This window comes from Pseudoalteromonas sp. TB41 (assembly GCF_000497975.1).
Lineage (GTDB): Bacteria > Pseudomonadota > Gammaproteobacteria > Enterobacterales > Alteromonadaceae > Pseudoalteromonas > Pseudoalteromonas tetraodonis.
The window spans coordinates 1-25,746 of record NZ_AUTH01000096.1; the positions used below are offsets into that span (position 1 = coordinate 1).

20 protein-coding genes and 1 tRNA gene are annotated in these 25,746 nt (G+C 35.9%); 20 read left to right on the top strand and 1 reads right to left on the bottom strand.

Annotation, left to right across the window (positions count from 1 at the left end; translation table 11 throughout):
• Nucleotides 1-479 (top strand): IS3 family transposase (locus tag L641_RS0116520; protein WP_024601065.1); only part of this gene is annotated, 479 nt, incomplete at its 5' end.
• 20 nt (nucleotides 480-499) lie between these two features.
• The gene (locus tag L641_RS0116525) at nucleotides 500-2,740 is read left to right on the top strand and encodes an EAL domain-containing protein (RefSeq protein ID WP_024602507.1); all 2,241 of its coding nucleotides are present in this window, start codon (nucleotides 500-502) and stop codon (nucleotides 2,738-2,740) included.
• Nucleotides 2,741-3,459: 719 nt separating this feature from the next.
• Here the strand turns inward: L641_RS0116525 and L641_RS0116530 are convergent.
• A tRNA-His gene (locus L641_RS0116530) sits at nucleotides 3,460-3,535 on the bottom strand.
• Between the two features lie 1,191 nt (nucleotides 3,536-4,726).
• Here L641_RS0116530 and L641_RS0116535 point away from each other — a divergent pair.
• The 18 genes from L641_RS0116535 (at nucleotide 4,727) to L641_RS0116625 (ending at nucleotide 25,695) form a co-directional block, all read left to right on the top strand.
• On the top strand, nucleotides 4,727-5,545 hold the full coding sequence (locus tag L641_RS0116535; RefSeq protein ID WP_024602508.1) for a mechanosensitive ion channel domain-containing protein: 819 nt from the start codon (nucleotides 4,727-4,729) through the stop codon (nucleotides 5,543-5,545).
• Between the two features lie 107 nt (nucleotides 5,546-5,652).
• On the top strand, nucleotides 5,653-6,435 hold the full coding sequence (locus tag L641_RS0116540; protein ID WP_024602509.1) for a DUF481 domain-containing protein: 783 nt from the start codon (nucleotides 5,653-5,655) through the stop codon (nucleotides 6,433-6,435).
• A 123-nt stretch (nucleotides 6,436-6,558) separates the two neighbouring features.
• Nucleotides 6,559-9,225, top strand: coding sequence for an SLBB domain-containing protein (locus L641_RS0116545; protein WP_024602510.1), 2,667 nt, complete (start codon nucleotides 6,559-6,561; stop codon nucleotides 9,223-9,225).
• Between the two features lie 168 nt (nucleotides 9,226-9,393).
• Complete coding sequence (locus L641_RS0116555) at nucleotides 9,394-9,741, top strand: four helix bundle protein (RefSeq protein ID WP_016899555.1); 348 nt, start codon at nucleotides 9,394-9,396, stop codon at nucleotides 9,739-9,741.
• 48 nt (nucleotides 9,742-9,789) lie between these two features.
• Nucleotides 9,790-10,752, top strand: coding sequence for a Wzz/FepE/Etk N-terminal domain-containing protein (locus L641_RS0116560; protein ID WP_024602511.1), 963 nt, complete (start codon nucleotides 9,790-9,792; stop codon nucleotides 10,750-10,752).
• Nucleotides 10,753-10,812: 60 nt separating this feature from the next.
• Nucleotides 10,813-12,093, top strand: coding sequence for a Vi polysaccharide biosynthesis UDP-N-acetylglucosamine C-6 dehydrogenase TviB (gene tviB / locus L641_RS0116565; protein ID WP_029750426.1), 1,281 nt, complete (start codon nucleotides 10,813-10,815; stop codon nucleotides 12,091-12,093).
• A 14-nt stretch (nucleotides 12,094-12,107) separates the two neighbouring features.
• Nucleotides 12,108-13,064 (top strand): Gfo/Idh/MocA family oxidoreductase, encoded by a 957-nt coding sequence (locus tag L641_RS0116570; RefSeq protein WP_024602513.1) that lies wholly within the window; start codon nucleotides 12,108-12,110, stop codon nucleotides 13,062-13,064.
• Nucleotides 13,065-13,066: 2 nt separating this feature from the next.
• The gene (locus L641_RS0116575; protein WP_024602514.1) at nucleotides 13,067-13,648 is read left to right on the top strand and encodes an acyltransferase; all 582 of its coding nucleotides are present in this window, start codon (nucleotides 13,067-13,069) and stop codon (nucleotides 13,646-13,648) included.
• Between the two features lie 7 nt (nucleotides 13,649-13,655).
• Nucleotides 13,656-14,750: a DegT/DnrJ/EryC1/StrS family aminotransferase gene (locus L641_RS0116580; protein WP_024602515.1), complete on the top strand. Its 1,095-nt coding sequence runs from the start codon at nucleotides 13,656-13,658 to the stop codon at nucleotides 14,748-14,750.
• A gap of 2 nt (nucleotides 14,751-14,752) precedes the next feature.
• Nucleotides 14,753-16,027 carry an oligosaccharide flippase family protein gene (locus L641_RS0116585; RefSeq protein WP_024602516.1) on the top strand — a complete coding sequence of 425 codons (1,275 nt, stop codon included), beginning with the start codon at nucleotides 14,753-14,755 and terminating at the stop codon, nucleotides 16,025-16,027.
• On the top strand, nucleotides 16,005-16,523 hold the full coding sequence (locus tag L641_RS0116590) for an acyltransferase (protein WP_253944071.1): 519 nt from the start codon (nucleotides 16,005-16,007) through the stop codon (nucleotides 16,521-16,523). The genes L641_RS0116585 and L641_RS0116590 overlap by 23 nt, the downstream gene beginning before the upstream one ends.
• Nucleotides 16,523-18,361 (top strand): asparagine synthase (glutamine-hydrolyzing), encoded by a 1,839-nt coding sequence (asnB, locus tag L641_RS0116595; protein WP_024602518.1) that lies wholly within the window; start codon nucleotides 16,523-16,525, stop codon nucleotides 18,359-18,361. Before L641_RS0116590 ends, asnB begins: the two co-directional genes overlap by 1 nt.
• Complete coding sequence (locus L641_RS0116600) at nucleotides 18,351-18,890, top strand: acyltransferase (protein ID WP_024602519.1); 540 nt, start codon at nucleotides 18,351-18,353, stop codon at nucleotides 18,888-18,890. Before asnB ends, L641_RS0116600 begins: the two co-directional genes overlap by 11 nt.
• Entirely contained in the window at nucleotides 18,883-20,076 is a 1,194-nt protein-coding gene (locus L641_RS0116605; protein ID WP_024602520.1) for a glycosyltransferase, read from the top strand. The genes L641_RS0116600 and L641_RS0116605 overlap by 8 nt, the downstream gene beginning before the upstream one ends.
• 7 nt (nucleotides 20,077-20,083) lie before the next feature.
• Nucleotides 20,084-21,358 (top strand): hypothetical protein, encoded by a 1,275-nt coding sequence (locus L641_RS0116610; RefSeq protein WP_139016079.1) that lies wholly within the window; start codon nucleotides 20,084-20,086, stop codon nucleotides 21,356-21,358.
• A complete protein-coding gene (locus L641_RS0116615; RefSeq protein WP_024602522.1) occupies nucleotides 21,333-22,511 on the top strand; it encodes a glycosyltransferase in 1,179 nt (392 codons plus the stop codon). The genes L641_RS0116610 and L641_RS0116615 overlap by 26 nt, the downstream gene beginning before the upstream one ends.
• A gap of 198 nt (nucleotides 22,512-22,709) precedes the next feature.
• Complete coding sequence (locus L641_RS0116620; protein WP_024602523.1) at nucleotides 22,710-23,861, top strand: glycosyltransferase; 1,152 nt, start codon at nucleotides 22,710-22,712, stop codon at nucleotides 23,859-23,861.
• A 1-nt stretch (nucleotide 23,862) separates the two neighbouring features.
• Entirely contained in the window at nucleotides 23,863-25,695 is a 1,833-nt protein-coding gene (locus L641_RS0116625) for a glucosamine 6-phosphate synthetase (RefSeq protein ID WP_024602524.1), read from the top strand.
• Nucleotides 25,696-25,746 lie beyond the last annotated feature (51 nt).

Sequence of the window (25,746 nt, forward strand, 5' to 3'; positions counted from 1 at the left end):
TTGCCACATGGAGTGGGTTTGTTTATGTCGCTTTCGTGATAGATGTTTTTTCACGATACATTGTAGGTTGGCGTGTATCAACGACAATGCACACAGAGCTTATTCTTGATGCGTTAGAGCAAGCTATTTGGCATCGTGGCAACCCCGAAGGGTTAATTCACCACAGCGACAGAGGCAGCCAATATTTGTCTATACGATACACTGAGCGACTTGCTGAAGCTGGAATTCAAGCGTCTGTAGGCAGTGTGGGTGACTCTTATGACAATGCATTGGCTGAAACAATAAATGGATTATTTAAAACAGAGATTATTCGCAGAAATGGCCCGTGGAAGAATGTTGATGCTGTTGAATACGCAACGTTAGAGTGGGTCAATTGGTTTAATAATCAACGCTTATTATCTTCAATTGGGTATATTTCACCAGCTCAATATGAAACAGACTACTATGATAATTTAAACGAGTCAGGTAAAGTGGCCTGACTTAAACAAACTGGTCTCCGATGAACTCGGGGCGATTCAGCGTCTCTATAAGCAATGATGAAGGCCAATTAAGCGGCGTACTGGTTGGTCTTTATTTAAATAGTGATCCAACAATCGAACGCTACCTACCAAGGCTAATTAGCTTTGCGAGTTATACAGCAGTGTTCCTGCAAAAGTGTTTTTTAGAAGATAAATCAAGCTCACAGCAATCACTATTTAGTGCTGTTGAAGCTATGTCGAAGGTAGGCACGTGGGAATACAAAATCTCAACCGGCGAGCTAAATTATTCACCCGAGGTTTATAATATTTATGGCCTTGATAAGCGCAAACCGCTCACGACCACACAAGCGATTGCGCATTATGCTGGTGAAAAAGAGCAAGCGCGTATTCGTGATTTTTTTAATCGTTTGCAAACACATGGCCTTCCTTATTGTGAAGATTTTGAGTTTGTAGATGCTCATGGCAATAAAAAGTGGGTACGTACGAGTGGTCACCCTGTTTTTAATGATGATCATCAGGTTATTAAAGTGCATGGTGCTTTTGAAGATGTCACTTTAGAGTATGAATTAAAGGCCAAGGTTGATGATAAAAATAATCGCCTTGAAGCTATTTTAAATAACTTAAATGATGCAGTGATCACTATTAATCAGCAAGGCGTTATTGTTCACTGTAACTCAACCGCATTAACTATGTTTGGCTATAAGCAAAATGAAATGCTTGGCTTGTCGATTAACAACTTAATGCCTGAGCCTTATGCATCTAAGCATCACTCGTATATGCGAAATTATGAGCAAACAGGTGAGGCTAAAATTATTGGTGTTGGTAGGCAACTACCTGCAAGAAAAAAAGACGGCACTATTTTTCAAATAGAATTGTCACTTACCAAAGCAGTTAATGAGCAAAGCGTTGAATATATTGGTGTAGTTAGAGATATTAGTGAAAAACTCAAAGCGCAAGATACCATTTATAATTTAGCTTATTCAGATCCCATAACAGGATTAAAAAATAAGCGGTGGTTTGAGCGCGAATGCAGAAGTTTACTTCAAAGTGCCAGCATTAATAATGGCTATATATATGCTGCATTATTAGATATGGATAAGTTAGCGCAATTTAACTTTAAGTACGGTATTGAGGCGGGCAACGAAGCACTCATTTTAACGGCTAAAAAACTATCAAATGCGGTACAGGGCGAGTACAAGCTATACAAAAGCGGAGTCGATTCTTTTTTAATTATAAGCGCCAATATAAGTAATGACTTATCCTACCTAGAGCAACAACAACCAAGTATAGACTCTAAAATATTAGCGCTAGATAACTTCTCACATAAGATCAGTGATCTTGATGTGGTACTAAGCGCCTCGTTGGGCAGTACAATTATTAATGCGAGTAGAGACTCCTATAGCTCTATGTTTGATAAGTTGGAATACGCACTAAAACAAGCCAAAAAGTTGTCTCCTTTTGGTTATTACTTTGCAGATTTAGATGCATTAAAACGTTACGAACGTACCAATAAAATTCGTTACTTACTAATAAATGTTGATAAAAGTGATGAATTAACACTGGTACTACAGCCACAATTTATTAATGAAAATACCTTTAATTCAGCCGAAGCATTATTACGTTGGGATTCTGAGGAATTAGGCGTAATAAGCCCTGGGGAATTTATACCCCTAGCAGAAGAGAGTGAAGCCATTATTAAAATTGGCGATTGGGTGGTTGATCAAGTATGTAAGTTGCTGCATGAAGTCAGCCGAGCAGGAAAAAACACCTGTATTGCCGTTAACATTAGCGCTAAACAAATTGTAGCCCCCGATTTTAAGGAAAAATTGCTCGCCAGTGTTCATAAGTGGCAAGTGTCACCACGTAACTTAGTGATAGAACTGACCGAAACGACTTTAGTGTCAGACATCGAACTAGTAAAAGAGACTATGATTGAACTTAATAAAAAGGGCTTTAGGTTTTCAATTGATGACTTTGGAACAGGTTACTCAAGCTTGAGTTATTTGAAAGAGTTGCCAATTTCTGAGCTTAAAATAGATAAATACTTTGTCGATGGCATTATGGATACTGACGATAATTCAAGTAAAACTATTGTGAATATGATCATCGACATGGCCAGTGCTTTAGGCGTAAATAGCGTTGCTGAAGGCGTTGAAGAACCTGCGCAATTTAATTATTTAAAGCAGCGCGGTTGCAACTTATTTCAAGGCTATTTATTTTCAAAGCCACTGCATATTGCACAGTGGAAAGAACGCCTTTAATAAACGGCAACGGAGCGCGGGCAACGGGCAACGAGTTTCGGGGAACCACCGCGTTTTAATTGTTTTGTAGGCGGGGCTTTACGACGCGCACATGTAACTTTTTTAAAGATTAAAGGCGAAAGGTTACGAGCGACGTGGCGCGGGTAAATTAAAATTTTTTGTAGACGTAGAGCTTGCTCACCTTAGCCGCAGGGCGGCTTATTGTTATATTTGTTAATGATTTTATTTACCACAGAGGTAAAGAGAACACAGAGTAAGTTATTAGGTGCTAGGGAAGTGACTAGGTGTTAGGACTTATAGCCCGAAACCCGCTATCCGTAGCTCTTCTCTGTGTAGCGCGTAGCGCCTCGGTGTTCTCTGTGGTAAAAAATATTTTTGGCGGGGCTTTACGCCGCGCACATGTAACTTTTTTAAAGGTTAAAGGCGAAAGGTTACGAGCGACGTGGCGCGGGTAAATTAAAATATTTTGTAGACGTAGAGCTTGCTCACGGTAGCCGCAGGGCGGCTTATTGTTATATTTTTTAGTTATTTTATTTACCACAGAGGTAAAGAGAACACAGAGTAAGAGATTAAAGTGACTAGGTGCTAGGACTTATAGCCCGAAACCCGTTACCCGCAGCCGTGGCTTTTCTCGGTGTATCAAAATAAACTATAATTTTATTTTTAATAATGAAGTTATGAATTAACTTTAGATATTACTGAGGATACTTAGAAAATAGTGGGGCGATTGACGGGGCTCGAACCCGCGACAACCGGAATCACAATCCGGGGCTCTACCAACTGAGCTACAACCGCCACTACATACACCTTGTTTGGTGTGGCGCGCATAATACATAATATCCCCATGCTTGTGAAGCAAAAAATCAAAAAAATTAAACTTATTTTAAGTATTCTATATTTAAGCTATTGGCAACGGGCAACGGGCAACGGGCAACGGGCAACGGGCAACGGGCAACGGGCAACGGGCAACGGGCAGATCGAAACTCGAATCCCTAACCCTGAGGCTTTATACCGCGCAAGATTTTCTTCTCTGTGTAGTGTGTAGCGCCTCGGTGTTGTACTCTGTGGTTCAAAATGGTTTGTAGGCGGGGGTTATCACGCGCAGGTGGTTTTAGGCAATAAACTTATTCACAAAGAGGTTAAGAGACGCTGCGCTTTTAGAGCTAGTGAAAAAACAATTAATCATTCGGGCTCATGGTTATTGTTTTCTCATTTACTCCTCATTCACCTCTCTTTGTGCAAAAAGATCTTAAAGAGATTTTATTCACCACAGAGGGTTAGTGCACACAGAGGAAATGATTAAAGACATGTTTTATTTGTTTTGTCTTCTCTGTGGAGCGTGAAGCGCCTCGGTGTACTCTGTGGTTCAAAATGGTTTGTAGGCGGGGGTTATCACGCGCAGGTAGGTTTTAGGCAATAAACATATTCACAAAGAGGTTAAGAGACGCTGCGCTTTTAGAGCTAGTGAAAAAACAATTAATCACTCGGGCTCATGGTTATTGTTTTCTCATTTACTCTTCATTCACTTCTCTTTGTGCAAAAAGATCTTAAAGAGATTTTATTCACCACAGAGGGGGCAGAGCACACAGAGGAAATGATTTTTGTCTTCTCTGTGAAGCGCGTAGCGCCTCGGTGTACTCTGTGGTGCAAAAAATTAAAACACTATTTACCACAGAGGTCACAGAGGAAGAGATTAAAGACAAAGATTTTAGGTTTTAGGTAGAGATTAAGCCAAGCATGATGTTTGTATTGAACGTGAGCGGTGGTTATCCCGCGCATTTTATTAAACCCTGCGCGAGGTAAACTCCCGCCTACGGGTATAAAAAACCTTGCTATATTAACCGTAAGGTTTTTAAATTCCTCGAACCTCGAACCTCGAACCTCGAACCTCGAACCTCGAAATACGCTGTTGCAAACACGTATTAAAGATTTACAATACAATAAACAACACCGCTAAACTGCTTAATAACACTATCAGGAGTTAATATGGATTCAATACTCAATTGGCTGAATGAAAATTCAGGCTTAATCTTACACTACGGTATTCAAGCAGTCATAGCGCTTGTTATATTTTTACTGGGTGGACGAATTGCTAAATTTTGTGCAAAGTTAACCGAAAAAGCATTCGACAAGAAAAAAGTAGATAAAGCGGTTTCATCGTTTGTCTCTAGTATTGTATATGCCATTGTATTTGCAGCCACTATTTTAATGGCGCTGTCACAAATTGGCATCGAAACCACATCATTCATTGCTATTTTAGGTGCGGCAGGTTTAGCCGTTGGCTTAGCACTGCAAGGGTCGTTATCTAACTTTGCGTCAGGCGTATTAATTATTCTACTTCGCCCATTTAAATCAGGTGACTACGTTGAAGCGGGCGGTAAAGCCGGTACGATTAAAAAAATCGAAATATTCTCAACTGAAATGCGCACACCCGATAACAAAGTTATTGTAATGCCTAATTCAAAAATCATGTCAGATGCAATTATTAACTACTCGCGCGAATCAACACGCCGCGTTGACCTTGTGATTGGTGTTGGCTACGACGCCGACTTACGAAAAGCAAAAGAAGTACTTAAATCAGTGCTTGATAACGAATCGCGTATTTTAAAAGATCCTGCATACAATGTATCAGTTTCTGAACTTGCCGATTCAAGCGTTAACTTTATAGTGCGCCCGTGGGTTAACTCAGAAGATTACTGGCCAACATACTGGTCATTAATGGAAAATATTAAAATAGCGTTAGATGACGCTGACATTACTATTCCGTTCCCACAAATGGATGTTCACTTTCATAAGCAAGACTAATTTTTAAAATATTTATTTTATTAAGGCAGCGATCATATGAGATTGCTTAGCATGTGCGCTGCTTTTATAAATAAGTATACATATTATATTTACAGGGTTATTTTTTAATGAAATTAAAGCTTTTATCAATTTTAGTAGCAGCCTCAGCTACAACCAGTGCATTTGCATCAGAAGAAGAACAAAAAACCTGGGAAATAACCAGTGAAGTGGGTGCTATTATTACCAGTGGTAATACAGAAACAACTACCCTAAAAGGTGGTATCAAAGTTTTACATAACTTAGAAAGCTGGAACAATGAGTATAAGTTAGACGGCATCTACAAAGAAGATGAAGTAGAGAACGAAAACGGTACAAAAGAAAAACAGCGTACTAACGAAAAGTACTCTATTTCAGCGCAGGGTAATTACAAATTAAACGAAAAGCACGCTCATTTATTTATTTATGGATCACACGTATCTGACTACTTTGGTGCATACCGAAGTGAATCAGTTATTTCAGCGGGTTATGGTTTACGTTTATTAAACGAGTCAAACATGAAACTAAACGCTGAAATTGGTCCGGGTTATAAGTATTTTAAATACCCAGATATTAGCGAAGAGGTTGATGAAAACGGCAACTCATTAGCAGGTGAATACGAAGGTGAAGTGATAGCTTTAGGTAAAATGGACTTTAGCTGGAAAATTTCAGACAACGCGCGTTTTACTCAGTTAGTGTCAGTAGAATATGGTGATACAAACACTAAAACTCGTTCAGAAACCGCACTGCTAACTAAAATTAACGGCTCACTTCAAATGAAAGTGGCTTATAATATAACCAATAACTCAGATGTTGCTGATGATAAAGAAGCAACAGATACAGAAACCTCATTAACATTGGTTTACAGCTTTTAACAACAAGTGGTAAATTAATTGTAATAAAACTATAAAAGGGGCTAAAGTCCCTTTTTTATTTACTGATAAATAATGTATGATACCCACCAATTTTTGGTTGTAGACCTAGGGAAATACCTACTCGTGAACGTTATTAAATATTTATTAAGTACCTTTGTACTTATTTGTAGCTTTAGCACATTAGCATTTGCGCCAACAGCCGCTCAACTTGAGCAGTTTCAAAAGTTACCTAAGTCACAACAACAGGCACTGGCAAAGCAATATGGCGTAGATATTTCAAGCCTGGAAGGTGCCGGTAGTGCAAGTGGCAAAAATAACGAGCAAGACAAACCCACAGTAGGTGAGCGCAATACAACTGACGAGCAACCACTCACAGATGAAGAACGATTCAAACCTGAAAATGACGCAGTAAAACCATTCGGTTATGACCTATTTGCTGGCGAACCAACCACATTTATGCCTAATGAAAGCGCTCCCGTTCCAGATACGTACCTAGTAGGGCGTGGCGATCAGCTATTAATCAACTTTTATGGTAAAGAAAGCGAAAGCTTTGAGGTTATTGTTGATAGAGAAGGGCGTATTAATATTCCCGATTTAAGCCCTGTACAAGTAGCGGGTTTAACGTTTGCTGAAGTTAAAGAACTAATTAAAGTGAAAGTAGAACAAGAGGTTATTGGCGTTAAAGCGTTTGTATCGCTTGGCAAGCTTCGTAGTATTCGTATTTTAGTTTTAGGTGAGGCATACAAACCAGGTAGTTACAGCGTATCGTCGCTCACTACTGTGTCACATGCATTATTTATTAGTGGTGGCGTGTCGGATATTGCATCACTGCGTAATATTCAAGTAAAGCGTGGTGGTAAACTTGTTGCTAATTTTGACCTTTACGATTTACTTATTCGTGGTGATAGCAGCAACGATATTATTTTAAAACCTGGCGATGTGGTGTTTATTCCATCGGTAGGAGAGCAAGTAACGGTTGAAGGTTTAGTAAAACGCCCTGCTATTTTTGAGCTGAAAAAAGGCGAAACAGCAAAACAATTATTAAAAATGGCAGGTGGAATTAAACCCAATGCTTACGCTAAAAGTGTGATTGTTGAGCGCTTTAACAACCAACACAAAGAAGTACTTTCGGTCGATTTTAGTAAAAAACAGGTTAACTACATTCCACGAGATGGCGATCGTATTCGCTTTAGCGCGATTGGTGAGCAGTACCAAACTTCAATTAGCTTAATTGGTGCCGTAGTACGCCCTGGTAATTACCAGTGGTACAAGGGTAAGCGAATATCAGACATATTAGGCTCAGTACGTGGTGACTTATTACCACAGGCCGATTTAGACTATGCATTAGTAGTGCGTGAAACTAACGTAAATGGCGATATTGAAATTCACCAATTCGATTTAGCAAAGGCCATTACAAAAAACACTGAAAACAACTTACAGTTAAATCCTAACGATAAAATTATTGTATTTAGTCGCTTTGAAGATAAACAACGTGAAGATATAGCGCTTGCAAATTTAGCGTTAACTAAAGAGCAGCAAAACCAACAAAGAAAAGCAGAGCTTTGGCATGAATACCAACAAAAAGAGTTCGACAAATTCGTTGGTGTATCTACTAAAAAGGCAGAGTTTGAAGAGCCTAATCCAAACTTAAGCATGTCGCAAATGCTAGAGCTAAAGCTTAAAGAGCAAGAAGAAAATGCAAAAAGCTATGCACTATTTAGCCGCCATAATTTACTTAAACCGGTAATAGCTAAGTTAGAGCAGCAGGCTGGTGTAATGCAGGCGATGCAAATAGTGGAAATTAGCGGCAGTGTAATGTACCCAGGCATTTACCCGTTAATGGAAGGCGGTGAAGTAAAAGACCTAATTACTGCCGCAGGCGGCCTGTTAGAATCGGCTTACACACAACAAGCTGAAGTAACAAGAATTGCCAATAACGATGTATCAAACATTGAGCATATTAAGTTTGACCTTAAAAGCGCCATGCAAGGTAAAACAGCATCTAATATTTCATTACAAAGTAAAGACAGCGTAAATATATTTGCTATACCAAATTGGCAAGAAAACTTAAAAGTAGAGCTTAAAGGTGAGCTTAAATTCCCAGGGACTTACACTATTCGCCGCGGTGAAACCTTAAGTAACTTACTAGAACGCGCCGGTGGCTTTTCTGAGTTTGCAGCAACCAATGCCGCTGTATTTACTCGCCAATCAATTAAAAAGCAAGAGCAACAACAGCTAGCGCGTTTATCTACCGAGCTTCGCCGTGATATAGCATCAAAAAGCTTTCAAAGTTCAGTAAGTAGCAACACACTAACTTACGAAGAAATGAATAAGTTGCTAAAGGACCTTGCTAACGTTGATGCCGTAGGCCGTTTAGTTATAGATTTACCGCTTATTGTTAACAATCAACAAAACTTAGTACTGCAAGATGGCGATGTACTTTATGTACCGAGTGAACGCGACTCAATTAGCGTAATAGGTGAGGTTAATTACTCTACCTCGCACCTTTACAAAGAAGGTATCAGCGTAGACGAATACATAGACCTAAGCGGTGGCTTAAAAGAGCGCGCTGCTGATGACCGTATTTACATTATAAAAGCCAACGGCTCGGTACAAATACCAAATACCGGCAATTGGTTTGCAGTTAATAACGCAAACCAACTTGAACCAGGCGATACCATTGTTGTCCCACTAGATGCAGGCCATATGGATAAGCTAACGCTTTGGAGCACCGCAACACAGATTCTATATCAACTAGGTGTAGCAGTAGCAGCCATAAGCGGTATTTAATATAATGTAGGTGCGAGGAAAGCTTGGAGCACATGGCTATGGGCTATGGGCCTAGAGCTCGAAGCTCTCGGCCGATGCTGTATATAGCTACTAACTGGAGCTTAGTTAACAGTAAAGGTGTTAAAACCTGCTACATTTTAACTTTAAAGTATTACTTTAGAGTTAAAAATGAAATATGAAAACCTAGAAGTTTGGCAAAGAGCTTTTAAGCTAAGTTTATTGATTTATAAAAACTTTCAGCAGCTCCAGGATTATGGTCTAAAAGATCAAATGTGCAGATGCTCTGTTTCTGTACCTAGCAATATTGCAGAGGGGATGGAAAGAGGCTTTGAAAAAGAAAAAGCTCGTTTTTTATGGATAGCTAAAGGCTCCATAGGCGAATTAAAAACACAAGTAATGATTGCTTCAGAATTAGGATATATAAATAGCTTAAAAGCAGGTTATATCCTTGAGGAATGTGAGGTAATTGCAAAGATGCTAAGCAGATTGATAACGGTCATTAAAAATAGCTCTTAGCCAATAGCTCGTAGCCCGAAGCCATAACCTAGAACTTATGAGATTTAAATGGAAAACAACTCAAACAATCTAAACCAAGTAAATATGCCAATGCAAAATAATATTGCCGATGACGAAATAGACCTTCGCGAACTATTTACAGCAATTTGGCAAGGCAAATGGATCATTATTGCTATAACTACCTTGTTTGCTGTGGCATCTGTTTTTTATGCAATTAACCAGCCTAATATTTATAAATCAGAGGCTTTACTTGCCCCTGCTGAACAAGATAAAGCGGGTGGTTTAGGTACATTAGCGGGCCAGTTTGGTGGACTTGCAAGTTTAGCAGGTGTTAACTTAGGCGCCAGTGGTGGGGTTGATAAAACGCAAATGGCGCTTGAGGTACTAAAGTCTCGCAAATTTACCAGCGAATTTATTCAAAAGCATAATGTTTTGCCTGATTTAATGGCTGTTAAGTCATGGGATCGTGAGACAAACACAATTATTTATAATGAACTGGTTTATAACAAAGCTGAAAAAAAATGGCTGCGAGAAGTGAAAGCCCCATTTAAAGCAGAGCCATCAATGCAAGAGGCGTATAAAGCATTTTCACAACTAGTAACTGCAAATACAAATACAGAAAATGGAATGGTTACAATTGCAGTTGAGCACGTATCGCCTTATATTGCCCAGCAATGGGTTAATTGGTTAATACTAGATATAAACTCCACCATGAAACAACGTGATGTAGTTGAAGCGAATAAAAGTACTGAGTTTTTAATGAACCAACTAGAAAATACAAAAGTAGCAGATATTCGTGCAGTACTTTACAAACTAGTTGAAGAACAAGCAAAAACTATAATGTTCGCTAATGTGCGCGACGAATATGTATTTAAAACGATAGACCCAGCAATAGTACCTGAACAAAAATTCAAACCCAAAAGAGCATTAATATGTGTATTAGGTGTTTTGTTGGGGGGGATATTTAGTACTTTACTCGTTTTATTACGTCATTTTATTAAAAAAGGTTAATGTTGTTTTTGGTTATAGCCCAATTACCTATCTAAAACCCGAAATTTAAGAGAAGATTAAATGTATATACCATATGAAAAAATTAAAATAGGCGTAATTGGTTTAGGCTATGTAGGCCTGCCTCTTGCCGTAGAGTTTGGTAAAAAATATCCAGTTTTGGGTTTTGATATAAACCAAAAACGAGTAGATGAGCTAAGTGCTGGGCATGATGCAACATTAGAAGTGAGCGATGAAGAGCTTAAAGATATAAAGCAGCTGAATTTCTCTTGTAATAAGCAAGAATTAGCAAGTTGTAATGTTTATATTGTGACGGTGCCTACTCCTATTGATGAAAGTAACGCACCAGATTTAACTCCACTTCGCAAAGCGTCTGAATTATTGGGTGAGTTTGTTCAAAAAGGGGATGTTGTGATATACGAATCTACAGTATACCCAGGTGCAACCGAAGAGGTATGTTTGCCTATTATCGAAAAAGTATCAGGCTTAGTATTTAATAAAGACTTTTTTGCTGGTTACTCTCCTGAGCGAATTAACCCTGGCGACAAGGTGAATACGCTAACCAAAATTATTAAAATAACATCGGGCTCTACGCCTGAAATTGGTGAGTTTGTAAATGAGTTATATGGCTCAATTATAATAGCAGGCACGCACTTAGCTGGCTCAATAAAAGTAGCCGAAGCGGCAAAAGTAATTGAAAATACCCAGCGAGATTTAAATATTGCGATTATAAATGAATTTGCAAAAATATTTAATCGCTTAGGTATTGATACAGAAGAAGTCCTTAATGCAGCAGGTACAAAGTGGAACTTTTTAAAGTTTAAACCTGGTTTAGTAGGTGGGCATTGTATTAGTGTTGATCCTTATTATTTAACCCACAAAGCCCAGGAAGTAGGCTATCGACCTGAAGTTATTTTAGCTGGGCGCAGAATAAACGATGGTATGGGTGAGTATGTAGCTACGCAATTAGTTAAAAAGCTGTCAAGCCAAAAAATTCATGTTGATGAAGCAAAAGTATTAGTCCTTGGCTTTACTTTTAAAGGTGATTGCCCCGATGTACGTAATACTAAAATCATTGACATAGTAAATGAGTTAAAAGACTTTAACATGTCGGTTGATGTTTATGATGACTGGGCAAACCCTGCAGAAGTAGAACATGAATATGGCCTGTCTTTAGTAAGTGAATTAAAAGAAAATCACTACGATGGTATTATTTTAGCTGTAGATCACAACGAGTTTAAAGAAATGGGGAGCGATGCTATTCGTAAATTCGGAAAACAAAAGCATGTTTTATATGATGTAAAACATGTGTTTGGCACTAAAGACTCAGATATCCGCCTATAACAAAGGACTTTAAAATGAAAAATTTTGCATTAATTGGTGCGTCAGGTTACATAGCACCACGTCACTTAAAAGCAATTAAAGAAACAGGCCATAACCTTTTAGTAGCCATGGATATTAATGATTCTGTAGGTATTATGGATAGCCATTTTCCTGATGCCGAATTTTTTACTGAGTTTGAAGACTTTACTGCATATGTTGAAGACTGTGCAATGAAGGGTCAAAAGCTCGATTACATTGCTATTTGTAGCCCTAATTATTTACATGCTCCGCATATGAAGTATGCATTAAAAAATGGCATTGATGTAATTTGTGAAAAGCCATTAGTGCTCCACTCAGAAGACATGGATATTCTTAAAGATTACGAAACCAAATACGGGGCAAATGTTAATTCAATATTACAATTAAGATTACACCCATCAATTATCGCTTTAAAAGAAAAAGTGGCCTCAGCACCAACAGATAAAGTTTTTGATGTAGATTTAACTTATATGACATCCCGCGGTAAGTGGTACATGAAATCTTGGAAAGGGTTTGACCACAAGTCAGGTGGAGTCGCTACCAACATTGGCGTGCATTTTTACGATATGTTGCACTTTATTTTTGGTGAGCTTAAACACAACGAAGTTCATTTTAGAGATGAAAAAACGACTAGTGGCTACCTTGAATACGAGCGAGCTCGTGTAAAATGGTTCTTGTCGATTGATGCAAATAACTTACCTGAAAATGCGGTTAAAGGTGAAAAGCTTACTTACCGTAGTATCACTATTAATGACGGCAATGACACTGAAGAACTTGAGTTTTCAGGTGGCTTTACCGACTTACATACTCAAAGTTACCAAAATATATTAGCAGGTAACGGTTTTGGAATTGATGAAAATAGAGTTGCTATTGAAACAGTTGAAAAAATTCGTGAAATGCCAATTGTTGAAGCTGGTAACAAAGCACACCCGTCACTATCGAAGGTATTGTAGTTATGAATTATCATGTGCATGAAAGCGCCATTGTTGATGATGGAGCTAAAATAGGCAATAACACGCGTGTCTGGCATTTTGTGCACGTGTGTAGTGGTGCGCAAATAGGTGAAGGTTGTTCGCTAGGGCAAAACGTATTTGTAGGTAACAAAGTTACTATTGGTAATAATGTAAAAGTACAAAATAACGTATCGGTTTACGATAATGTACATATTGAAGATGATGTTTTTTGTGGTCCTAGCATGGTGTTTACTAATGTGTATAACCCGCGTTCGTTTATTGAACGAAAAACTGAATATCGCGATACATTAGTAAAAAAAGGGGCAACGCTCGGCGCTAATTGTACAATTGTATGTGGTGTAACTATTGGTGAGTATTCACTCGTTGGTGCTGGTGCAGTAATAAATAAAGATGTACCCGCATTTGCGTTAATGGTGGGTGTTCCTGCAAAGCAGATTGGTTGGATCAGTAAATATGGTGAACAGCTTAATTTACCCATTAGCGGAACAGGTACTGAGAAGTGCGAGCATACAGGCGATACTTATCAACTAGCGGGTTCAACACTGACTTTAATTAACGAGTAATCATTAAATGCAATTTATAGACTTAGCAGCGCAGTACAAGCACTTAAAAACAAAAATAGATAAACGAATTCAAGATGTATTAGACCATGGTAAATATATTATGGGGCCTGAGGTGCAGGAGCTTGAAGAAAAGTTAGCTGAGTATGTAGGCGTAAAGCATGCAATAACGTGTGCTAACGGTACAGATGCTCTTACACTTGCCATGATGGTACTAAACATTGAAAAGGGCGACGCAGTATTTTGTCCAACGTTTACGTTTTTTGCGACTGCAGAAGTTATTGCTTACGAAGGCGCAACACCTGTATTTGTTGATTCAGACGAGGCTACTTTTAATATTTGTCCTGTCGATCTTGAAAAGCGTATACAAGCAACGATTGCTGAAGGTAAATTGACACCTAAAGCAATTATTGCTGTTGACCTATTTGGTTTACCTGCCAATTACCCTGAAATACAAAAAATTGCCGATAAATACAATTTAAAACTCGTAGAAGACGCTGCACAAGGTTTTGGTGGCAGTATTAATGGTAAACAAGCAGGAAGCTTTGGTGATATAGCAACAACCAGTTTTTTCCCAGCTAAACCTCTAGGTTGTTATGGTGATGGCGGTGCTATATTTACTAATAATGACGAATATGCAGAGTTAATTAAATCTTATCGTGTACACGGAAAAGGTAGTGATAAATACGACAATGTTCGCATTGGCATGAACTCTCGATTAGATACAATCCAAGCTGCAATATTGCTGGAAAAATTAGTAGAGTTCCCAACGGAACTTATTAATCGTAATAAAGCTGCTGACAATTACGAAAGAACACTAGCGGGGAAATATAAAACACCCCAAGTACCAAAAGGTTATATTAGTTCTTGGGCACAATATACTTTAGTTTCTGATAACCGAGATACAGAAATGGCAAAGTATAAAGAGCAAGGTATACCAACTATGATCTATTATGGTACATGTATGCATCAGCAATCAGCTTTTTCTCATTTGAATAATGAGATTCACAGTTACCCTATAGCAGAAAGGCTGGCTTCAAGCGTATTCAGTTTGCCCATGAGCGGCTATTTGGATGTTAGAAGTCAATTAGGGTCGAAATTATAAATATGATTTCTAAGTTACTAGGTGGTAAATCAGAATATACAAAAAATATATTGACTTTAATCACTGGGACTGGAGTGGCACAGCTAATCCCTATTACTGTGTCACCGATACTCACAAGGCTCTACTCACCTGAAGATTTTGGACTCATAGCGCTGTATTTAAGCTTAGTTTCTATAATTACAGTTTTGTGTACTTGCCGATATGAAATGGCATTAATGCTTCCTAAAAAAGATAGTGAAGTTAATGGGGTGGTTAAATTAATAACAATAATGGTTGTTTGTTCCTCATTATTTTTTTTATTTTTATTCTTATTCTTTGCCGAAAAAATAGCTTTGTTTTTAGGTAATGAACTACTATCAAACTGGTTATACTTGATCCCACTTTCAATTGTTTTAACAGCATTATTTCAAGTTTTAAATTACCTATTAATAAGAGAGGAACAGTTTAAAAATTTGGCTAGCAATAAAGTAGTTTCATCAGCGTGTAATGCTTCTGCCCAGTTAGGAGTTGGGTATACATTGAATTCATCTTGGGGATTACTACTTGGGCACATCGCTAATTTAAGTATATCAATACTATTAATACTGAGGCTTAAAAGTATAAGAAAGTATTTTAGATTTAGTAAATCCAATGCTCGGATTGCTGCGAATGAGTATAAGAAATTCCCACTATATGATATGCCTGCTATATTAATAAACCTTTTTGCTAACCAAATACCTTTATTAATATTAGGTAAGTTTTTTGGGCTTGGAGTGCTAGGGGCATACTCATTTATGTATAAAACTTTAATGCTGCCTATAGGTTTAATTTCAAATAGCGTTTTGGATGTTTTCAAAAAAAAAGCAACAATTGATTTTCAAAACGATGGGCACTGTATTGATATATATATGAAAACGCTTAAAAGGTTAGTTCTGTTAGGGGTTGTTCCATTCACTGGTTTGGCTTTTATAGCTCCTGAATTATTTGCTTTCATCTTTGGGGCTGAGTGGAGGTTAGCAGGTGAGTTTGCCCAATACATGGCACCAATGTTTTTTCTTAACTTTATTGCAAATCCGCTAAGTTATACATTTTTTATTGCAGGTAAGCAGTCTGCAAATCTAAAAGGGCAAGTGTTAATACTAGGGTGTTCAATTCTTTCTGCTTTAATTGGTTATTTTTTTAACGATGTATATTTATTTTTTTTGGTTCTTAGCTCTCTTAATTGCCTGATTTACATATTATATATTTATTTGTCTTTTAGATATGCAAGGGGTGATGATGCTACTTCGCTTCATTAAAAAAAGAGTACGTAAAATAACTGGTACAATCCCACTAAATATATTCTTTGTAAACATGTTGTTTCAAAGGGTTTTGAGAATTGATAGTAATTGTAAATACAATAAATGCTACACATCTCGAATTATGTCACCTGAAAAGTTAAAAATAAAAGGCTTGAAAGAAAATTCAACTGTACTAAAGAGCCTTGCTGTAAGTGGTGGATGTTATATACAAGCCAGTGAAGGGTTGATAATTGGGGAAGGTACTATATGGTCATTTAATGTAATAATAGTCAGTCAGGGCCATGATTTAAATGATTTAAGTGTAATCCCGAAGACGCGACCAATTGAAATAGGAAAAGAATGCTGGTTAGGTGCTAATTCAACAATATTACCAGGTGTAACTCTTGGTGATAAAACAGTTGTTGCTGCTAATAGCGTTGTTACTAAGTCTTTTCCTGATGGATATGTTGTAGTCGGCGGCGTACCAGCAAAAGTAATTAGGAATTTAAAATAATGTGTGGAATATCCGGTTTTGTCAGTAGTAAAAAGTTTGATAAAGAGGCTGAAAATAAAAAAATATTAGACATGAATAAATTGATCCACCATCGAGGGCCTGATGACAGTGGCTCATATGTTGGTGAATATTTTGCTTTTGGTCATACTAGGTTGTCGATAATAGATACTAGCGAAAGGGGGCATCAGCCTATGGAATACCTAGAGCGCTATGTTATTACTTTCAATGGCGAAATATATAACTACTTAGAGATTAAAAAAGAGTTGATATCATTAGGGTATACTTTTAATAATAGTAGTGATACGGAAGTTATTCTAGCAGGGTACTCGCACTGGAAAGAAGACATAGTTCATAAGTTAAACGGTATGTTTGCTTTTGCAATTTATGATATGGAGCTCAAAGAATGCTTCATTGCAAGAGATCGAACGGGGGTTAAACCCTTGTACTATTATGAAGATAATAACAACATATATTTCTGCTCAGAGCCTAAACAGTTGGTACTTAGTGGAATAGCTGAGGCTATTCCTAACCACAAAGCAATTAAAGAGTATTTAGCATTCCAGTTCCCCTTAAGTGAAAAAACTTTTTTTACGGGCATTAATAAGCTATTACCCGGTAATTACTTAAGTTATAAAGATGGGAAAGTTAACATAACTCAATACTGGTCAATTGATAACGTGAAGCCAAAAAGTAGTATTAGTTACGGGGATGCTAAGAGAGAAATATCTCAACTTATTAATGATTCTGTAAACCTTCGCTTGCGTGCTGATGTTAATGTTGGCTCATATTTAAGTGGTGGTATTGATTCTAGTGTCATTACTACTATTGCAAGTGAGTTGAAAAAGAATCTACAGACCTACACTTTCACATCGAAAAGTTCACCCAAGCATGATGAGTCTAAGTTAGCTAAAGTAACAGCGGAGCGATTAAATAGCGTTCATAAAGAGATAGAGATTGATTATTGCGATATCGAGAGTATTTGGAAAGAATCAATCTATTTTATGGATGAGCCTGAGGTTGGTTATAGTTTAATTCCTCAAGTAGAAATAAGTAAAGAGGTTGCAAAAGATTTAAAAGTAATTCTTGGTGGGCAAGGGGGGGATGAGCTTTTTTATGGTTATGGCTGGCATAGTCAATTAGCAGGCAACTTATTTACTGAATTAAAAGATGTTACTTTCAAGCATAAAACTAGAGTTTTTTATAATTTACTAAAGGCTTTGCCCGTAAAGGGAAAGGTGAAGTTTTTATTAAAAAGCATAAGTACCTCTAGTAACAAAGTCGATGAGTTGTATTTTAATAATTGGGTGTCCAATGGTGCTTACTCTCTATTGAAGGACCAAAGTATCTCGAGAAACTTTTCTAAAAAGCTGAATTTTGATGGTAGCTTACTTTCCATTAAAAAGTTTGAGTACAAGTATTGGTTACAGGCATTACTTCATGTTGAAGACAGAAGTAGTATGAGGGCAAGTTTAGAATCAAGAGTTCCATTTTTAGATTTTCGTATTGCAGAGTATGTGTTTCAATTACCACCATCATATATGATTAACGGTGAGTTAAATAAGAAAATATTAATAGATTCGCACATGGAAAAGTTAGATTCAAGGATAACAGGAAATATACATAAAAAAGGGTATGCTTCTCCTATAGAAGACTGGTTTAAGAATGAAAAAGTTAAAGGGTTTATAGACTCTATAATAACGGATGAGAGCTCTTTTATTTATGAGTTTGTAAGGTTTACTCCAGTAGCTAAATTAAGCGCCCGTCAAATATGGATGTTGGTATCCCTTGAAATATGGCACAAAACATTTATTACGAAAGAGTACAGCAATGCTTATTGATAGGGTGATAGGTATTATCAGGTATGTATTAAAAGTTAAGTTTAGGCGTAATGTTATTTCTATAGGTAGAGTTAACCTTGGTAGTGGTGTAAAGATAGTTGTTGAGGCTAATGCACATATTGAATTTGGGGATAACGTTACTATAAAAAATAATACAACCATATATGCTAAAAAAAATTCTAAAATAACTTTTGGAAATAATACCAGTACAGGGCATGACACAGAAATATCTGCTAACAAATCGATCACCATAGGAAGTGATGTTATTATGGGCGCCAATACATATATAACTGATTCAAATCACGGGTATTTAATGAGGGGTGTACCCTTTAGGGAGCAGCCAATGGAAATTGGAAGTGTGGAGATTGGTAATAATGTTTGGCTTGGGCGCAACGCTATGATTTTAAAGGATAGTAAGGTTGGTAGCGATACAGTTGTTGCTGCTGGTGCAGTTGTCACCAAGTGTTTTCCTGAGAATATAATTTTAGGTGGAGTACCAGCTAAAGTGATAAAGAGTATTTATGTGTAAAAATATAGTAATAGCTACAAATCTTAATGTTTGGTCAATTTCAAAAGGTGTTGGAGCTGCGTCTTTTTATAAAACTCTAGAGGTATATAACAATAATGGTTTTAATGTCCAGTTGTATACAACAGAGAAAAACTTGGAAATCCCCGAACTGGAGAACGTAAAAGTAATAGAACTCCCCAAGCTTAAAGAAATTAAAAGTAGATACTTTTACGCTTTAAGTAGAAACCTAAATTTTATATCTTACCAGTTAATATTTTTATTCTTTTACTTATTCAAACAAAAGAAACAAGTTGATGTATTTTACGCATATGAGGTTGAGTTTGTTCCAGTGTTGGGCTTTTTATCAAAAATGAATAAAAAAGTACTAATATCTCGATTTCAAGGGACTATATTGGCTCCTTTATTAACAAAGCCTTTATGGAAGTTAAAGTATTTTCCGCATTATTTCTCTATTAAAATTAAGTCATCTCTAACTATCATGACTGACGATGGAACTAAGGGGAAAGATGTTATAAAAAGCATTAGAGGTGATGATGATGATGTATTATTTATAAAAAATGGTGTAGATATTTCTAAAGGCAAAAAGTCTAATGTATCGAGTAACACAAAAATGTTGATTGAAGGCTGTAGGCTGTATGAACATAACTTTATATCTGTTTCAAGGTTACAAAGTTGGAAAAGGTTAGACCGTTCAATAAATGTTTTTCAAGAAGTCTTAAGATTTTTCCCTAACAGCCGTTACATCATTGTTGGTGATGGTGAAAAAAAATTAGAATTACAAAAAATTGTTACAGATAAAAACTTAGACGGAAAAGTCATTTTTACAGGTGGTCTTAACAAATCTGATATTAACGAACTTATGTTTAATTCAGATATCTTTTTATCCCATTATGAGTTATCTAATGTTGGTAACCCTCTTTGGGAGGCACTTAACAATGATTGTGTCGTTGTTACTATATCTAATGGTGATACAGGTAAAGTAATTGAAGATGGCGTTAGTGGTATCATCTCTACTGAGCATGACTATATGGATAATGTTGTTAAAATCAAAAAGGTACTATCGACTCCATCAAATATCAACTATTTAACTATTAATGGCAAGAATGTACTGAAAAAGTCAGTCACTTCTTGGGATGATAGAATGAAAGCGGAGCTTGAATTGGTTACGAATTTAATTAAAAAGTAGTAATTAGATGACGCGATTATTCTTAACATATTATTTTCTGCTTATTTTAGGGCCTATTGTTTTTATAGGGAATATTCCCCTATCTAGCTATTATTTCTTGTTAGTGGTAATGCTTTTCTTAGGGGGACTTATAAAAATAAAAGACAAAAATGATAGTTTCTTTGTCTTTATGCCATTTTATTTTAAGTGTTATTTACTTTTAATGAGTGTCTATTTACTAACTTATCTATTTAATTTTTTTGAGAGTGATTACGTAGCTAGCATCCGCGATTTAATCATTATTTACACACCGCTACAGTATATTATTCTCGTCAATTTACTCTGCTTTATTATATATAGGATAGAATCAGAGGAGCAAAGGATTTGTTTTATAAAGTCAATCATAAAAATGCACCTTTTTTTACTTTTTATTGTTGGAATTGTAGCAATCTTACAAATGTTTGATGTTTTTAATATGCAAAATATTTTGTCTAAATATTACGGCAGCTTAAATGTAGGTGTATGGCAAGAATATATAAAGTATAATCCCAGAGCTAGTGCAACATTTAACTTAGAGCCTAACACATTAGGGCTGTACGCCGGTTTTTCTTTAGTGTTATTTCATATATTTAAGAGTGAGTTAAAGCTAGGAAGTAAAAAAGCAATAGCAATTTTCTTTTTAGGTTTTATATCGTTAATTTTTTCCGGTTCATTTACCGGGATCATAGTTTATATGTTTTTAACAGTGACGTACCTTTTTCTATATAAAAAGCTAGGTATGAAAACAGTAATAGTTACACTAGTAGGTTTACTTGTTTTTACAAGCATATTTACAGCAGATATAGAGCGTAGCTTAGAGCGTCAAAAGATTGGAGATGGGAATATAGTACCAAGTAGTTTAAAAGCTCGAATGAATAATGCTTGGTTAACTACTTACCTGAAATTTGAAGAGGAGTTCATCAATGGAATTGGACCGAGTGCAATACAATTATCTCACTCAGCCGATAATGATTTCTTAGATAAATTTTTACGTTTTGGTATTGTTGGTGGAGTATCTAATATTTTTTTTGTAATTATTTTAGTGGTTTATCCATTGATCGTCCGAAACAGTAATAGTGACAAGTTTGTACGTAAGCTGTTCCTTTTTAGTTCACTAGTAGCTTTAGCTTTTGCTTTGGCATCTATAACAGGCAGTGCGTTTAAAGCAAAACGAATCGCAGAGTCATTATGGATTTTGTACTCCCTTCCATTTATTTATATATATACACAAAGAAAGCATGAAGCATCCATTATTAAAAGATGAAAAAGTAACTATACTAACGCCATATTTCCCAACAAATGATAATAAGTATGGTGGTATATTTGTTTACGATCAAACTAAAGTAATTGCAGAGTATGTTAAATCTGTTGAAGTTTATGTAATTCGACCCTGGTTTAAATTATCACGTAAATTTCCATTTATATCTAATAACCGAAGTGATTTATCTTTATTAAAGGTTGAGAAAAACAATGTGACCTTAAGGTTAATACGTTATCTCCCGTTCCCGAAGGATTCTATTTTTTATCATTTAAGCTTAGCAGTTTCGCTTTTTATTAATAAACGCAGGTTCACCGATAAATTATTAATTCATACAATTTATCCTTTAGGAGTTGCTCTAAGGTCGCTAAAACGGCCATCAGCAATAATAATACATGGCTCTGATTTTAGGTATTTTTCTCAAAATTCCAAACAAATGAAGGTGATAGCAGAAGCTGTTGCCAAGTCTTCTGTGATATGTGTTAGTAAGGGGCTAAAACAAGAAGTTGAGCATGCCGTCTCTAACTCAAACAATATTCTAGATATTAGTGTTATAGAAAATGGGGTCGAGATAAAGCATAAAAACAGTTTTTCAAAATGTGACTATTTCAATAATAAGAGAGTTTTTAGATTCATTTTTGTTGGGAGCTTAATTAAACTCAAGGGTGTTTATGAGTTGTTAGAAGCTTTTTCAAAGCTACAAAATAAGTCAGACCAGAAATGTTATTCTTTAACTTTTGTGGGCGACGGTTCAGAAAAATCAACATTAGAGTCAATAGTAAATAACAATAGTATACAAAATGTTTTTTTTTCTGGGCCTTTAAATAACGATAAGGTTATGTCTATTTTAGATTCATCTGATTGTTTAGTACTACCAAGCTATCAGGAAGGCTTTGGAAGAGTAATAATTGAAATGCTAAGTTTAGGTAAACCAGTTATAGCAACTAGAAGCGGCGGACCTGAGTTTATTTTGAATGAAGATACTGGTCTTATAATTCCACCCAAAGATACGAATGCATTAGTTAATGCTATGGAGAATATCCATAAAAACTATAATTCATATAACTCAGAAAAAATAAAAAGATATACAAAACAAAAGTATTGCATTAGAAAACAAACTCTGAAATTACTTAATAATATTTTTCAAGGTATAGATTAAGACTTAATTTCCCATTGTAAAATTAATATAGAGTGAAAAGTTACATATAGGTACTATAGATATAATTCATACAATTTATACTTATACTCATATAAAATAGAGACGTAAATTTAGTAATCATGTTTAATGAACGATTTACAAAAAAAATAACTGTAAACAATATGTCGTTAACCGTCATATGTAGTTGAAGGAAAAAAAATGACAAAAGTGCTGCACTTGTCACAAACAAATATTAAGTATGACTCTAGAATCTTAAAAGAGATGCTCGCTCTAGATAGTTCGGAACTAGACTTGCAACTTTTTGGAATCGGTGCTGAATTAGAAAATACAACACACAAAGAAAGTGACCTAAATGGTTTGAATATTCTTACCATTAACCTTTTGTCTAGAAGGCTAAATTCCTCTTTTAAATTTGTTAGGCGTTTTTTATCTGTATTTGAGTTAACTGCAAAGATGTTTTATCAAGCCCTAAAGTTTAAGCCGGCTATTATACATTGCCATGATACTGCGGTGTTGCCTCTTGGAGTAATACTTAAGCTTTTCATTAAAACTAAAGTTATATATGACGCTCATGAATTAGAATCTAATAGAAATGAGCTGGGCCAATTTACAGGCTATTTAGTCCTTTTGGTTGAAAAATTATTATGGAGGTACGTCGAGGCAATTATTGTTGTTAGTCCATCAATAAAAAAATGGTACTTGGACAATATTGGTGCTAAGACTGCAGAAGTAATACTCAATGCTCCTTTGCTTTTAAATACTAATGTACCTTTTGATAATAATTATTTAAAAAAGCACTTCAATATAAAAAATAATGCTAAGGTTTTTATATACATAGGTGGTTTACAGGTCGGTAGAGGGTTAGACGTGCTTTTAGAGGTTTTTAAAAAGGATGATATAGAATCTCATATGGTTTTTTTAGGCTATGGGCCTTTGAAAGGTGAAATTTTAAAAACCTGTAATGAATTTGATAATATACATTTGCATGATGCTGTATCGCATGATCAAGTAGTGAAAATCGCAAAAAGTGCAGATGTTGGGCTGTGCTTTATTCAAAACGTCTCACTGAGTGATTATTACTGCTTACCTAACAAGCTCTTTGAATATGGCTTTTCTGAAATACCTGTATTAGCCTCTAATTTTCCCGACATTGCGGATACAGTTAAGAAGTTTAATTTAGGTAAGTGTAGTGACTTAGAATTTGATAGTATATATAGGTCTATAAAAGAGTTTGAATTAATGAAAGAACTACCAAAAATTGAGTCAGAAAAATTGTTTGAATTAAGTTGGGACGCCCAAAAAGTTAAACTAAAAGAGCTTTATAAGCAAGTTCTTCGAAAGGAAGTATGATATGTGCGGTATATTTGGGCAAATCTCTAATAAAAAAGTTGACAAAGAAAATTTAGTTACTCTGGTAAAGCACTCAGAACAGCGTGGATTTGACTCTAGTGGACTAATTTATTATGAAAATAAATCTTATAAAGTTGACAGAGCAGATCACAATATTGAAAAGCTTCTCAATTCAGTTAACCCATTTGACTCCCAAATTGTATTAGGGCATAGCAGGTTGATAACCAATGGTTTAGAAGATAATCAACCTGTAATTAGGGATAATATCTGCGTTATCCATAATGGCATTATTGTAAATGAAGATGATGTATGGAGTAAATTAGATAGTAAGCGTAACTTGAAGATTGATTCTGAGGTAATAGTTACAATAGCCTCTGAGCACTTTAAAAGTGGTGGTAGTGTTCACGACGTTTCAAAAAAAATATTATCCTTGTGTCGTGGAGTTGTTGCATGTGCTCTTGTAATACCGGATGAAGGGAAAATTGTTTTATTTTCTAATAACGGTAGCCTTTATGTAGGTGAGTTAGATGGTAGTATTTATTTTGCCTCAGAAAGCTTTGCTTTAAATTTAGTAGGCTGCGTTGATGTTATTCAAGTCAAAGATGAGCCTTATATTATAGATATTCCTAATTCAAAATCACCGTTTGAAATTTGTGATATTAAAACTCGAAAACAGGACTTGATCCCTGAGTTTAGATTTAATAAGCAGCAGGAAAAATTATTGCAGTTTAACGAGGATATTAATATTAAAAGGTGTACAAAATGTATACTCCCTGAAACTATGCCATATATAAAGTTTGATAATTATGGCGTTTGTAATTATTGCCATAATTATAAATTGAGAAATAAGCATAAACCAAAGGAAGAGCTTTTTAAATTAGTAGAACCTTACAGAAGGCCTGGAAAGGAATTAGATTGTATAGTCCCTTTTTCTGGAGGCAGAGACAGTTGTTATGGTTTACATATAGCGCTTAAAGAGTTAGGAATGAAACCCATAACATATACTTATGATTGGGGAATGGTGACCGATCTGGGCCGAAGAAATATTAGCCAAATGTGCGGTGATATGGGTATTGAGAATATTATTGTTGCCGCAGATATTGCCTTGAAAAGAAGAAATATAACTATGAATTTGAAGGCTTGGTTAAAATCACCTCATTTAGGAATGATGGCGATGTTAACTGCAGGTGATAAACATTTTTTTAGGCATGTCGAGAGTATAAAAAAGCAAACAGGTATAAATCTAAACCTTTGGGGCGTTAACCCCTTAGAAACTACTCATTTTAAAACAGGTTTCTTAGGGATAAAGCCTGATTTTGAAGAGGATAAAGTTTATAGCAACGGCGTCATGAAACAACTTCGTTATCACTCTAAAAGATTTAAAGCTATGGCAAAAAGCCCTGGTTATTTCAATCGTTCTTTGTGGGATACCCTATCTGGAGAATATTATAGGAGCTTTACTGAAAAACAAGATTATTTCCACTTATTTGATTACTATCAATGGAACGAAGAGCAAGTAAATAGCACTCTAATAAACGACTATAATTGGGAAACCGCAATAGATACAAGCACAACATGGAGAATTGGTGATGGTACAGCAGGTTTTTATAATTATGTTTATTATACAGTAGCTGGTTTTACAGAGCATGATACTTTTAGAAGTAATCAAGTGAGAGAGGGGCAAATGTCTCGAGATAGAGCCCTAGAGCTTGTAAAAAATGAAAATAAACCCAGATATCAAAATATTAGATGGTATCTAGATACGCTAGGTATGGATTTTAATGAAACTATTAAAATAGTTAATATGATACCGAAGCTTTACCGAGTTGATTAGCTTTTTTATCCTGCATTATAAATTTACAATATAGTTTTATGAGCGACTTAT

Coding starts and splice junctions, on each gene's coding strand:
- L641_RS0116590 (WP_253944071.1), top strand. CDS start 16,005: ATGATGCTACTTCGCTTCATTAAAAAAAGAGTACGTAAAATAACTGGT.
- L641_RS0116585 (WP_024602516.1), top strand. CDS start 14,753: ATGATTTCTAAGTTACTAGGTGGTAAATCAGAATATACAAAAAATATA.
- L641_RS0116580 (WP_024602515.1), top strand. CDS start 13,656: ATGCAATTTATAGACTTAGCAGCGCAGTACAAGCACTTAAAAACAAAA.
- L641_RS0116605 (WP_024602520.1), top strand. CDS start 18,883: ATGTGTAAAAATATAGTAATAGCTACAAATCTTAATGTTTGGTCAATT.
- L641_RS0116625 (WP_024602524.1), top strand. CDS start 23,863: ATGTGCGGTATATTTGGGCAAATCTCTAATAAAAAAGTTGACAAAGAA.
- L641_RS0116525 (WP_024602507.1), top strand. CDS start 500: ATGAACTCGGGGCGATTCAGCGTCTCTATAAGCAATGATGAAGGCCAA.
- L641_RS0116620 (WP_024602523.1), top strand. CDS start 22,710: ATGACAAAAGTGCTGCACTTGTCACAAACAAATATTAAGTATGACTCT.
- L641_RS0116560 (WP_024602511.1), top strand. CDS start 9,790: ATGGAAAACAACTCAAACAATCTAAACCAAGTAAATATGCCAATGCAA.
- L641_RS0116610 (WP_139016079.1), top strand. CDS start 20,084: ATGACGCGATTATTCTTAACATATTATTTTCTGCTTATTTTAGGGCCT.
- L641_RS0116575 (WP_024602514.1), top strand. CDS start 13,067: ATGAATTATCATGTGCATGAAAGCGCCATTGTTGATGATGGAGCTAAA.
- L641_RS0116570 (WP_024602513.1), top strand. CDS start 12,108: ATGAAAAATTTTGCATTAATTGGTGCGTCAGGTTACATAGCACCACGT.
- L641_RS0116540 (WP_024602509.1), top strand. CDS start 5,653: ATGAAATTAAAGCTTTTATCAATTTTAGTAGCAGCCTCAGCTACAACC.
- tviB (WP_029750426.1), top strand. CDS start 10,813: ATGTATATACCATATGAAAAAATTAAAATAGGCGTAATTGGTTTAGGC.
- L641_RS0116535 (WP_024602508.1), top strand. CDS start 4,727: ATGGATTCAATACTCAATTGGCTGAATGAAAATTCAGGCTTAATCTTA.
- asnB (WP_024602518.1), top strand. CDS start 16,523: ATGTGTGGAATATCCGGTTTTGTCAGTAGTAAAAAGTTTGATAAAGAG.
- L641_RS0116615 (WP_024602522.1), top strand. CDS start 21,333: ATGAAGCATCCATTATTAAAAGATGAAAAAGTAACTATACTAACGCCA.
- L641_RS0116600 (WP_024602519.1), top strand. CDS start 18,351: ATGCTTATTGATAGGGTGATAGGTATTATCAGGTATGTATTAAAAGTT.
- L641_RS0116555 (WP_016899555.1), top strand. CDS start 9,394: ATGAAATATGAAAACCTAGAAGTTTGGCAAAGAGCTTTTAAGCTAAGT.